Source organism: Ewingella americana ATCC 33852 (assembly GCF_000735345.1).
Lineage (GTDB): Bacteria > Pseudomonadota > Gammaproteobacteria > Enterobacterales > Enterobacteriaceae > Ewingella > Ewingella americana.
The window spans coordinates 106,697-118,940 of sequence record NZ_JMPJ01000065.1 but is presented as its reverse complement, the minus strand read 5'-3'; the positions used below and the strand labels follow the sequence as shown (position 1 = coordinate 118,940).

The window sequence follows — 12,244 nt, the reverse complement described above, 5'->3', positions numbered from 1 at the left end:
GCTTTTCCTTGATTGGGGGCCGAGCTGGCCCCCATTTTATGCGTAATTACTTAGTTGGCAGGGTTGGTACGTTGTTATCGAACCAGTTGGCGTAAATCTTGGCGTAGGTACCGTCAGCCACGATGGTTTTCAGACCCGCGTTGATTTTGCCCAGCAGCTCGGTGTTACCTTTGGCCACCGCGATGCCGAAGTACTGACGCTGGAATTTGCTGTCCGGAACCAGCTTCAGCGCTTTCTCAGGATGGGATTTGATGTAGTACTTCACCACGCCAACGTCGCCAACCGCCGCGCCGATACCGTCTTCAGACAGCTCTTGCAGCATCAGTGGAGTGTTGTCGAAACGTTTGATATCTGTGCTGTTCTTGCCCAGTTCATCAGACACCACGATGTCGCCGGTGCTGGAGTTAACCACGCCCACTTTCTGGCCTTTCAAGGCGGCGACGGAGTCCACTTTAGAGTCCGCTGGCACCACGATGGACTGCTCGGCTGGGAAGTAAGGGGTGGAGAAATCAACCATCTGCTGGCGTTTGTCAGTGATAGTGATGCCGGAAATGATGATGTCACGGTCGCCAGAGTTCAGCGTCGCGAAGATACCTTCCCACGGCGTGTTAACCAGTTTAACGTTGAAGTTCTCAGCCTTAGCGATGGCTTTAATGATATCAATATCAAAGCCTTCCAGCTCTTTCTGGTTGTTTTCATATTCGAACGGACGGTAAGTACCACCCGAGCCAACCACGTAGGTTTGCTGTGCCGCGAAAGCGGAAGTGGCGAGAGAGGAAAGCAGGCACCCGGCGAGAATAAAGGACTTAAACATGGTAACTCCAGTTGTGTTTGTTGTTTTATGCACTTAACTTGCATAAAAATACATAAATTGACGAATAGCTTCAACTAAAAACAACGGAGTTTTGTGTAATAAGTGGCTGGGAAGCGAGGTGGATTAAGGGTTCCAGCACCAATGCCAAGGTTCGTAAATAAAGCCCCAAGGGTTATTCGGCGGGAAGGAGAGGGTGAAGCCAAAGCGTGATGCATTGTCGCTCAGCCAGCGGAAAGCCTCGGTTTCGCCGAAAACGCCGGTCACTTCGTCGCAGTCGGGAGTATTGATATCCACCGCGCGGCCGGTGTGGTGCTCGCTACAGCCGGGCGGGGCCAGCGAGCTAAAAATCTTCTCGGCTGACAGTCCGGCTTGCAGCTTCTGCTCAATCAGCCCGGATTGATAAGCCAAATCGCGCCATGCCGAAACCAATAGGATCTCCACGCCATCCTGCGCGGCGGCGCGTTTCATTGTCAGCCAAGCATCGGCGGCGGGGGCCGTCAGCCGATGGGCTTTGCCAGTTTCGTCCGTCTCGGCAATCACCAGATGGCTGGGATCAACATCCTCGAAAAACGGCAATGTGCGGTGAGCAATCACCTGCGGGTCAATGCCCAACGCACGGAGCGCCTCGGTGGTGGCGGCAGACGGCGAATGGCTCATTCGTCAGCCTTGCCCAGACGGTTCATCGCCAAGGCCATCGCCCGACCGCTGCTGCGCATGGTCTGCTGGTAGTGGGTGGCGGCGCTGACGAAGGCGGCTAACAGTTGCTGGTCCTGCTCATGTTGCTGATACTCCGGGTGCCACTGCACGCCGAGGCAAAAATCGTAGCCTTCGCACTCAATCCCTTCGATAACCCCGTCCGGCGCGAAGGCGTTGACGCGGCAACCTTCGCCGACGCTTTTCACCGCCTGATGGTGGGAGCTATTGACCTCATAGCGTGCAGCCTTCACGCAGCGGGCAAGCAGGGTGTCAGCTACAATCTCAACCTGATGGCGCGCGCGCTTTTTGCCGCCCGCATTCTCGGTATCGACCGTGGTGCTGTGCTCGAGGGCGTCAGGTAGGGCGTCGGGGATATGCTGATGCAGGGTACCGCCGGTCAATACCGCCAACAGCTGCTGCCCGCCACAAATACCCAGCAAGGGCATATTGCGGCGCATTGCCCCTTGGATAATGGCGATTTCGAACTCGGTTCTGGCAGGTTTGAGGCGAATCTGGTCGCTCGACTGCTGCTCATTAAACAGGGCGGGGGAGACATCAAACGCGCCGCCGGTCACCACGATGGCGTCGCAAAGTGACAAATACTCTTCAGCCAATTCGCCGTGATGAGGGAGCGCCAAAGGAACCGCGCCGTGAGAAGCCAGACTCGCCATATAATTTTGCCGCAGCGCATACCACGGAAAATCGGCATAGCCTCCAGCCTCTTCACTATCAAGCGTCACACCAATAACCGGTTTAGAGGGAAAATTCGCGCTCATAGCTCTCCGCCGAGTTCTGTTATTAACTCAAATTAGAATGATGAGAAAAACACTTTCCTTCAACATATCAACAGGGCGGCGAGTGAAACAATACAAATTATCAATGTTTTTGTTATTTGATATTCAGCGCTGTAATGGGTGCGTTACGCTGGCTGGAAAGGTTGGTTTAGATTACATACTCATATCTCTTCAGCACCAACTGGGTGCCCTCATTCAGCAGATCATTAATCGAATGACCTGTAGCCTGTGAAGCAATAACCAGCGCTTCATGGTAGGCCGGAGACAGTCGGGTGGTGACTTTGCCACTGAAGGATTTAAACGGATTGATCTCTTTCTCTTTGCAGACGTCGAAAAACACCTTCAGGGAAATAGCCCCTTCTTTCTTCAGCTGCTCAACACTGTCGGCATAAAAATCGGCACCGCCGTTAAGGTTTAAAAACTCTCCGCGAAACATTTCAATGTCCGGATCAAAAGTGATGACAGCCGTGACTCCGTCAATTTTAATGGTATTGCGCATCATGGTTTAAACCCTAATTCTTGGCATGATTTTCATACAATGATGATACCAAAAAATGACACTACGACAAGCTGTTTTAGTGTCACAAAATGGTGTCATCGGTTGGTAATCTTTCTCACTTACGTTCAATTCAATGTTAGAATTCCACCCATTCACCCGAAATATACTTTCTTAATTGTTAACGCAATCTTTGCGCAGTCCTAAAACAGCCGCAGGGTTTTTTCGGGATAATAAATGCCGGGTAACGGAACTCTCTGGTTGAAGGATCGTTTTCAGCTGCTTTCTTCTCATTATTAGTGCGAAGCCAATAACTTTATGCTGCCAAATACCTCTTCTCGTCCTAAAAACCGCAATAGATTGTGGTTAGTCATCGCGGTGATTATCGCGGCTATTCTGGTTTGGTATTTTGCCTTCCATCACAGCAGTTCGGGTGCGCCAGACAAGCAGGCCGGGCCGGGACGAGGTGGAATGCGCGGCGGCATGCACGGCGCGGCAATGGCCGGGGCGCAAACGCCGGTGCAGGCGGGGAAAGCGGAACAGGCCGACGTGCCTGTGTATCTGCGCGCGCTGGGCACCGTGGTCGCCAATGCCACGGTGACCGTCACCAGCCGGGTGGATGGCCAACTGATGAAGGTCTACTTCACCGAAGGGCAGAAAGTGGAGCAGGGGCAGCTGTTGGCGCAGATTGACCCGCGCAGTTATCAGGCGACGCTGGAGCAGTATCAGGGCGATTTAGCCCAGAATCAGGCGCTGGCGAAAAGCGCCGAGCTGACCTTGGCGCGCTATAAGAAACTCTACGCGCAAGACTCCTTAGCTCGACAAGATTTAGAGAGCCAAATGGCGACCGCAGGCCAGTACGCCGGCGCGGTGAAGGCCGATCAGGCGCAAATCGCCGCCGCCAAGCTCAATCTCGAATTCGCCAAAATCACCGCCCCGGTTAGCGGCCACGTCGGCCTGCGTCTGGTTGACCCGGGCAATATGGTCACCAGCGGCAGCACCACGGGCATCGTCACCATCACCCAAACTCAGCCGATTGCCGTCACCTTCAGCGTGCCGCAAAGCAATCTACAAACTCTGCTTAAAGCCCTGCGTGGCGGGCAGCAGCTGCCGACCACTGCTTTTGACCAAGACGGCAGCGAGGTGCTCGGGCAGGGTAAGTTGCAGTTCATCAGCAATGAAATCGACACCAGCACCGGCAGCATCAAGCTGAAAGCCCTGTTTGATAATCAGGACGAAAAGCTCTATCCGAATCAGTTTGTTAACGCGCGTCTGCAAGTCGGCACGCTGGAGAAAGCCACGGTTATTCCGGCGGCGGCCTTGCAGCTCAGTGGCAACGGTGACTTCGTCTATGTGGTGAAAGCCGACAACTCCGTCGAGCGCCGCGAAGTGAAAGCAGGCCCGGCCTTCGGCGACGACAAAGTGGCGATTCTGTCCGGCATTCAGCTCGGTGAGCAGGTGGTGACCACCGGTATTGATCACCTGAACAATGGCAGCAAGGTGCAGGTGGTGACCGCCAGCGCCGAGGATGAAGCCGCAGCCAGCAAGGCCGGAAGCTCAAAACAGCGCGCTGAACAAGGCGGTGTTGATAAGGCCACTACCGGCAAAGACAGCGGGTCGAAATGAATCCATCACGCCTCTTTATCCAAAGGCCGGTCGCTACCATCCTGCTGATGGTGGCGGTGATGCTGTCGGGCATTTTCGCCTACAACATGCTCTCTACCTCGGCCTTGCCGCAGGTGGATTACCCGACCATTCAGGTGACCACGCTCTACCCGGGCGCCAGTCCGGACGTGATGGCGTCGGGCATTACCGCGCCGCTTGAGCGCCAGCTTGGGCAAATGGCCGGGCTGAGCCAGATGTATTCCACCAGCGCCAGCGGCTCGTCGATTATTACTCTGAAGTTCTCGCTAGACCTCTCTCTCGACGTTGCCGAGCAGGAAGTGCAGGCGGCAATCAACGCGGCGGACAACCTGCTGCCGAAGGATTTGCCGAACCCGCCAACCTACAAAAAGGTTAACCCGGCTGACAGCGCCGTGCTGACCATGGCGGTGACCTCTGAGTCGCTGCCGCTGACCAAAGTGCAGGATCTGGTGAATACCCGTGTGGCGCTGAAGCTGTCGCAGATTTCCGGTGTCGGCATGGTGACGCTGGCCGGGGGCAATCAACCGGCGATTCGCGTGCAGGTCAATCCGCGCGCGCTGGCGGCTCACAACCTGACGCTGGAAGACATCAACACGCTGATTGGCAACAGTAATGTTAACGGCTCGAAGGGCGGTTTCGACGGCAAACACCACTCCATCACCATTGACGCCAACGACCAGCTGCGCACCGCGGCGGAGTACGGCAACCTGATTGTCACCTATCAAAACGGTGCGGCGCTGCGCCTGCGGGACATCGCCACGCTCTCCGAAGCGCCGGAAAACCAATATTTATCGGCTTGGGCCAACAAACAGCCAGCAATTATCATCAGCGTTCAGCGCCAGCCGGGGGCCAACGTGATTGCGGTGGTGGATGGCATCAAGCGCCAACTGCCGACTTTGCAGGCCGCGCTGCCGGACTCGGTCAAAGTCACCATTTTGTCCGACCGAACCCAGACCATTCGCGCTTCAATCAGCGACGTGCAGTTCGAGCTGATGCTCTCTATCGCGTTGGTGGTGATGGTCACCTTCCTGTTCCTGCGCAACGTGGCGGCCACGCTTATCCCGAGCGTCGCGGTGCCGCTGTCGCTGATTGGCACCTTTGGCGTGATGTACCTGTGCGGTTTTAGCCTCAATAACCTGTCGCTGATGGCGCTGACCGTCGCCACCGGCTTTGTTATCGATGACGCCATCGTGGTGGTGGAAAACATTACCCGGCGGCTGGAAGAGGGTGAAACGCCGATGCAGGCGGCGCTCAAAGGCTCGGCGCAAATCGGCTTCACCATTATCTCTCTGACCTTCTCTCTGATCGCGGTGCTGATCCCGCTGCTGTTTATGGGGGACGTGGTCGGGCGGCTGTTCCGCGAATTTGCTATCACGCTGGCGGTGTCGATATTGGTGTCGATGGTGGTCTCCTTGACCCTGACGCCAATGCTCTGCGCCTATTTGCTGCGCCACATTCCGGAAGAGAAACAGAGCCGTTTCTACCGCAAAGGCGGCCAAATTTTTGACCGACTGATTGCCGGTTACGACCGTCTGCTGATCGTGGTGTTGAACCATCAGCGCATCACTCTGCTGGTGGCGGCGGCGACTTTGGTGTTCACCGCGCTGCTCTATCTGGTGGTGCCGAAGGGCTTCTTCCCGTCGCAAGATACCGGCATGATCCAAGGCATCACTCAGGCGTCGCAGGATGTCTCTTTCGGCGAAATGGGGCGTCGCCAGCAGATGCTGACGGCGGCTATTTTGCAGGATCCGGCGGTGGACAGCGTCTCCTCCACCATTGGCGTGGACGGCAATAACACCAGCCTGAACAGCGGCCGTCTGCAAATTAACCTTAAATCCTTCGATCAGCGTGACGAGCGCGCTCCGGCGATTATTGCCCGCCTGAAGCAAGAAACCGCCTCAGTGCCGGGCATTTCGCTCTACATGCAGGCCTCGCAGGATTTGACCGTGGACGATCAGGTCACGCCAAGCCAGTACCAGTTCACCCTCGACGATGCCGACAGTGAAAATCTGGTGACCTGGACGCCGAAGCTGACCGAAAAACTCAGCCAACTGCCGGAATTCAGCGACGTGGTCAGCAACCTGCAAAATCAGGGGCAGGTGGCCTATGTCGAGCTGGACCGCGACGCCGCGGCGCGTTTCGGCATTACGGCGTCGGATGTCGACACCGCGCTGTATAACGCCTTCGGCCAGCGTCTGGTGTCCACCATCTTTACCCAGTCGAACCAGTACCGCGTGGTGCTGGAAGTTGCGCCGCAGTATCAGCAGTCTCCGGCGTCGTTCGACGACATCTATCTGGCGACCAGCAATACCAATTCGTCCTCGTCGGCCTCTACCGATGCCAATAGCACCACGACCACCAGCGCGTCGGGGTCGACCACCTCGGCGTCTGACACCGGCACTTCCACCAGCTCGGCCACGGGCATGGTGAAGCTGACTTCGATTGCCAAAATCCATATGCGCACCGGCGCGCTGTTGCAGGCGCGGTTAAACCAGTTCCCGACGGTGACGGTTTCCTTCAACGTCAAAGACGGCTATTCGCTGGAGCAGGCGCAGGCCGCCGTCAAGCAGAGCATGGCCGAGCTAAAGGTGCCGGACAGCATCACGTTGCGCTATCAGGGGGCCGCCGCCTCGTTTGAAAGCGCCACCGGCAACACCCTGTGGCTGATCCTCGCCGCGCTGCTGACCATGTACGTGGTGCTGGGCATTCTGTATGAAAGCTTTATTCACCCGGTGACCATCCTGTCGACGCTGCCGTCGGCGGCGGTGGGGGCGCTGCTTTCGCTGCTGTTTGCCGATACCGAGTTCAGCCTGATCGCGCTGATTGGCGTTATCTTGCTGATTGGTATCGTGAAAAAGAATGCCATTATGATGATCGACTTCGCGCTGGAGGCCGAAACCAAACACGGCATGTCGCCGCGTGAAGCAATTCATCAAGCCTGTTTGCTGCGATTCCGGCCGATTTTGATGACCACCATGGCGGCGCTGCTCGGCGCACTGCCGCTGATGCTCGCCAGTGGCTCCGGTGCTGAACTGCGCCAGCCGCTGGGCTTGGTGATTGTCGGCGGGCTGATTTTCAGCCAGGTGCTGACCCTGTTCTCCACGCCGGTGATTTACCTGATGTTTGACCGTCTGGCGACCCGCTGGAACCCGCGCCTGAAGCGCAAACGCGCCGCTAAGCTCAACCACCAGCAGGCTGGCGAATAGATGAATATCTCGCGCTTTTTCATCTTCCGGCCAGTCACCACGCTGCTGTTAACCAGCGCGGTGCTGCTGCTCGGGCTGCTGGGCTATCGCCTGCTGCCGGTGGCTCCGCTGCCGCAGTTAGACCTGCCGGTGATTCTGGTGAGCGCCAGCCTGCCGGGGGCCAGCCCTGAAACCATGGCGGCCACGGTAGCAACGCCGCTGGAGCGCGCGCTGGGGCAGATTGCGGGCGTCACTGAGATGACCTCCAGCAGCTCGCAGGGCACCACCAGCGTGGTGTTGCAGTTCGACCTCGACCGTGAAATCAACGGCGCGGCGCGCGACGTACAGGCGGCAATTAATGCCTCGCGGGCGCTGCTGCCGAGCAGCATGCCGTCGCTGCCGACCTACCGCAAAGCCAACCCGTCCGACGCGCCGATCATCATGCTCTCCCTGACCTCGGCCACGCGCAGTAAAGGCGAGCTGTATGACATCGCGTCCAGCCAGTTGCAGCAAAAAATCGCGCAGGTGAACGGCGTGGGGCAGGTTTCGATTGTCGGCTCGGCGCTTCCCGGCGTGCGTATTGACCTGCGCCCGGAGGCGATCAGCCATTACGGCATCTCGCTCGACACCATTCGCGCCGCCATCGCCAACAGCACCACCAACCTGCCGAAGGGCGTGCTGCAAGGCTCGAACCAGTCGTGGATGATTGAAGGCAACGGCCAGCAGAGCACGGCGGCGCAGTACAAAACCCTGATTGTGACTTACATTCAGGGTTCGGCCATTCGCCTGAGCGACGTCGCCAATGTCTATGATTCGGTTGAAGATAAGTACAACGTTGGCTACTACAACAGTACGCCGTCGGTGATGCTGGGCGTGACGCGGCAGGCTGGGGCCAACATGCTGGAAACTATTCAGGCGATTAAAAATGCTTTGCCGCAGATGGAAGAGAACCTGCCGGGCGACGTCGAACTGCACATCGCGCTGGACCGCTCAGGCACCATTTCCGGCTCGCTGCGCGCCACCGAAGTGACCCTGCTGGAAGCCACGGTGCTGGTGATCGCGGTGGTGTTCGTCTTCCTGCGCAACCTGCAGGCGGTGATCATTCCGGCGCTGGCGCTGCCCGTCTCGCTTATCGGCACCTGCTCGGTGATGTACCTGCTGGGCTACAGTCTGGATAATTTGTCGCTGATGGCGCTGATCATCGCTACCGGCTTTGTGGTGGATGACGCCATTGTGGTGCTGGAGAACATTACCCGGCATATCGAAGAGGGGCTGGGACCAGTGCGCGCGGCAATCAAAGGCGCGCAGGAAGTGAGCTTTACCGTGCTGTCGATGACCCTTTCGCTGGTGGCGGTGTTTATCCCGCTGTTGCTGATGGGCGGCATCCTCGGGCGGCTGTTCCGCGAATTCGCCGTCACCCTCACCGTCTCGCTGGTGATTTCGATGCTGGTTTCTCTCAGCCTGACCCCGATGCTGTGCGCCCGTTTTCTGCGACGTAAACCGGCGGTGGAAAAGCGCCAGCCGCGCATTTATCGCCTGATCGAGCGCTGGCTTAATCGCCTGCTGGCGGGCTATGCGGCGGCACTTGGCTGGGTGATGCGCCACCAGTTGATCACTATGTTCGGCCTGCTGCTGACCATTATGCTCAACTTCTACTTGTACACCGTGGTGGAGAAGGGCTTCTTCCCCGAGCAGGATACCGGCATGTTGATGGGCATGATGCGCGCGGATCAAAACACCTCATTCCAGACGATTCAGCCGAAGCTGCTGGAGTACAGCAAGATCATTCAAGACGATCCGGCGGTGGACGCGGTGATGAGTTCGGCGGGCAGCGGCGGCTTTGGTTCGCGCAACACCGCGCTGTTCTTCGTTCGCCTGAAAGACATTAAAGACCGCACCGCCACCGCCAGCCAAGTGGCAAACCGCCTGATGGCCAAAACCAGCAAACTGGCCGGGGCGCAGCTGTTTATGCAAGCCGCGCAGGACCTGCGAGTCGGCGCGCGCAGTGCTAACGCGCAGTACCAGTACAGCCTACAGGCTGATGACCTTTCGCTGCTGCGCGAGTGGGGGCCTAAGGTTAAAGCCGCGCTGGAGAAGCTGCCGCAGCTGACCGGTGTGGATTCCGACTCGCAAACCGGCGGGCAGGAAGTCTATCTGAACATTGACCGCGACAAGGCCACCCGGCTGGGGGTTAACGTCAAGATGATCGACACGCTGCTCAATAACGCCTTCAGCCAGCGGCAGATCGCCACCATCTACAAGACCCTCAACCAGTACCACGTGGTGATGAACCTGACGGACGACTACACCAGCAATCCTGACGTGCTGAACCAGCTGTATGTGGTCACGGACAGTGGCGCGCAGGTGCCGCTGTCGGCCTTCACTACGTTTAGTGGGGCCAATGCGCCGCTGTCGGTGGCGCATCAGGGGCAGTCGGCAACCACCACGCTGGCGTTTAACTTATCCGACGGCGTGGCGCTGGGCGATGCCCAACAGTTGATCAAAACTACTATGGCGAAAATCGGCCTGCCGGACACGGTTCAGGCCGGGTTTGCCGGCACGGCTCAGGCTTTCGACTCGTCGGTAAGCATGATGCCGTGGCTGATTCTGGCGGCGCTGGCGGCGGTGTATATCGTGCTCGGCATGCTCTATGAGAGTTACATTCATCCGCTGACCATTCTTTCCACGCTGCCCTCCGCCGGGCTGGGCGCGCTGCTGCTGATGCTGCTGACCAATACCCAACTGACGGTGATCGCGCTGATCGGCATCTTGCTGCTGATTGGGATTGTGAAGAAGAATGCGATCATGATGATCGACTTCGCGCTGGACGCCGAGCGACGCCTCGGGCTGACGCCGCAGCAGGCGATCACCCAAGCCTGCCTGATGCGTTTTCGCCCGATCCTGATGACCACGCTGGCGGCTTTCTTCGGTGCTTTGCCTTTGGCGCTGGGCAGCGGCGGTGACGCCGATCTGCGTAGCCCGCTAGGCTTGGCGATCGCCGGTGGTCTGGCCCTGAGTCAGATTCTGACCCTGTTCACCACGCCGGTGGTCTATCTCTACATGGACCGTTCGAGCCGCGCGACCCGCCGTTTATGGCATCGCCTGCGCCCGCACCATGAGCCATCGCCATCGGCAGGTTCACATGACTAATTCATTGAAAAGCGAAACGACTTTGATGACATTGCGTAATTCCGGCCCCACCGTTTTCCGTCTCGCCCCACTGGCGTTGGCTCTGCTGCTGGTGGGTTGTACCGTCGGGCCTGACTATCAGCGGCCTTCGGCTCCTCTCTCCTTGGAATTTAAAGAGGCTAAGGGCTGGACGGCGGCGATCCCGAAGGATAACCAAACCAAGGGAGACTGGTGGGCGGTGTATCAGGACCCTGAGCTGTCCTCTTTGCTGAGTCAGGTGCAGATTTCCAACCAGAACGTCGCTCAGTACGCCGCGCAGTATCGTCAGGCGCAGGCGCTGGTTTCTGAGGCGCGCGCTGGGCTGTTCCCGACCATTAGCGCCACTGGAGACAGCACGCGCAGCGGCACGGCGCAGGCGGTGACCAAGCAGCAGTCGGCCAAGCTCAGCGCCAGTTGGGAGCTGGATCTCTGGGGCAAACTGCGTCGCACCGAGGAGCAGGATCGGGCCAGCGCGCAGGCCAGCAAGGCCGAGCTGGCGAACGCCACGCTGAGCGCCCAGTCTGAGCTGGCGCAGGACTACTTCCAACTGCGGGTGATGGATGAGCAAATCGCGCTCTATCAGCGCAGCATTGCCGCCTACGAGCGCTACCTGACGGTGATCCAGAACCAGTATGAAGGCGGCAACACCTCGCGCGCCACGCTGGCTCAGGCACAAACTCAGCTGGAAAGCACCCGCGCCTCGGCGCTGGAAGCCCAGTGGCAGCGTGCCCAGTTGGAGCACGCCATCGCGGTGCTGATTGGCAAGCCTCCGGCACAGTTCACCCTGACCGCGCGGGAGATCAAATTCACCCTGCCGTCGATCCCGCCGGGCCTGCCGTCACAGCTGTTGCAGCGCCGTCCTGATATCGCCATTGCCGAGCGCAATATGGCCTCGGCCAATGCGGCGGTGGGTGTGGCGACTGCGGCCTACTACCCGGATCTGACCCTCAGCGCCAGCGGCGGTTTTGCCAGCGACGCCTTCCACAACTTGTTCTCCCTGCCGAACCGCGTCTGGTCGTTGGGGCCGGAACTGAGCCAGACGGTGCTCGATTTCGGCGCAACCAGCAGCCGCGTGGCGCAGGCCGAGGCGGCCTATGACGCGCAGGTGGCGGCCTATCGCCAGAGCGTGTTAGGGGCGTTGCAAGAGGTGGAAGATTATCTGGTCGAGCTGCGCACGCTGGATGCCCAGACGCTGGCCCAGCAGCGCGCCGCCGATGCTGCCAAGGAGTCGGCGCGAGTGACTTACAACCAGTATCAGGCGGGGATGATCGACTATCTCGACGTCGCCACCACCGAGAACACCAGCCTCAGCCAGCAGCAGAACGTTCTGTCACTGCTCAGCACCCAGATGGTGACCAGCGTTAAGCTGATTGCCGCGCTGGGTGGCGGCTGGAATGGCGATGTAGGCCAGTAACGGGCTAGATTCAGCCAAAGAAAAGGCCAGCAC

The 12,244-nt window shown here is 58.6% G+C and carries 8 protein-coding genes; 4 read left to right on the top strand and 4 right to left on the bottom strand.

Features of this window, described 5'->3' with window-relative positions; all coding sequences use genetic code 11:
- Positions 1-46: 46 nt before the first annotated feature.
- The 4 genes from GEAM_RS14915 to GEAM_RS14900 form a co-directional block, all read right to left on the bottom strand.
- Complete coding sequence (locus GEAM_RS14915) at positions 47-814, bottom strand: basic amino acid ABC transporter substrate-binding protein (RefSeq protein ID WP_034792922.1); 768 nt, start codon at positions 812-814, stop codon at positions 47-49.
- Positions 815-937: 123 nt separating this feature from the next.
- Complete coding sequence (locus GEAM_RS14910) at positions 938-1,471, bottom strand: M15 family metallopeptidase (protein WP_034792921.1); 534 nt, start codon at positions 1,469-1,471, stop codon at positions 938-940.
- Positions 1,468-2,286: a gamma-glutamyl-gamma-aminobutyrate hydrolase family protein gene (locus GEAM_RS14905; protein WP_034792920.1), complete on the bottom strand. Its 819-nt coding sequence runs from the start codon at positions 2,284-2,286 to the stop codon at positions 1,468-1,470. The genes GEAM_RS14910 and GEAM_RS14905 overlap by 4 nt, the downstream gene beginning before the upstream one ends.
- Positions 2,287-2,452: 166 nt before the next feature.
- Positions 2,453-2,806, bottom strand: coding sequence for a type II toxin-antitoxin system HicB family antitoxin (locus tag GEAM_RS14900; protein WP_244956643.1), 354 nt, complete (start codon positions 2,804-2,806; stop codon positions 2,453-2,455).
- Positions 2,807-3,118: 312 nt separating this feature from the next.
- Here GEAM_RS14900 and GEAM_RS14895 point away from each other — a divergent pair, with 312 nt between their 5' ends.
- Genes GEAM_RS14895 through GEAM_RS14880 form a run of 4 tightly spaced genes read left to right on the top strand, consistent with a single transcriptional unit; the run spans position 3,119 to position 12,211 of the window.
- Positions 3,119-4,426 (top strand): MdtA/MuxA family multidrug efflux RND transporter periplasmic adaptor subunit, encoded by a 1,308-nt coding sequence (locus GEAM_RS14895; protein WP_034792919.1) that lies wholly within the window; start codon positions 3,119-3,121, stop codon positions 4,424-4,426.
- Complete coding sequence (locus GEAM_RS14890) at positions 4,423-7,650, top strand: efflux RND transporter permease subunit (RefSeq protein ID WP_034792917.1); 3,228 nt, start codon at positions 4,423-4,425, stop codon at positions 7,648-7,650. The genes GEAM_RS14895 and GEAM_RS14890 overlap by 4 nt, the downstream gene beginning before the upstream one ends.
- A complete protein-coding gene (locus GEAM_RS14885) occupies positions 7,651-10,779 on the top strand; it encodes an efflux RND transporter permease subunit (protein ID WP_034792916.1) in 3,129 nt (1,042 codons plus the stop codon).
- Positions 10,780-10,804: 25 nt separating this feature from the next.
- On the top strand, positions 10,805-12,211 hold the full coding sequence (locus tag GEAM_RS14880; RefSeq protein WP_419471240.1) for an efflux transporter outer membrane subunit: 1,407 nt from the start codon (positions 10,805-10,807) through the stop codon (positions 12,209-12,211).
- The last annotated feature ends 33 nt before the right edge of the window (positions 12,212-12,244 follow it).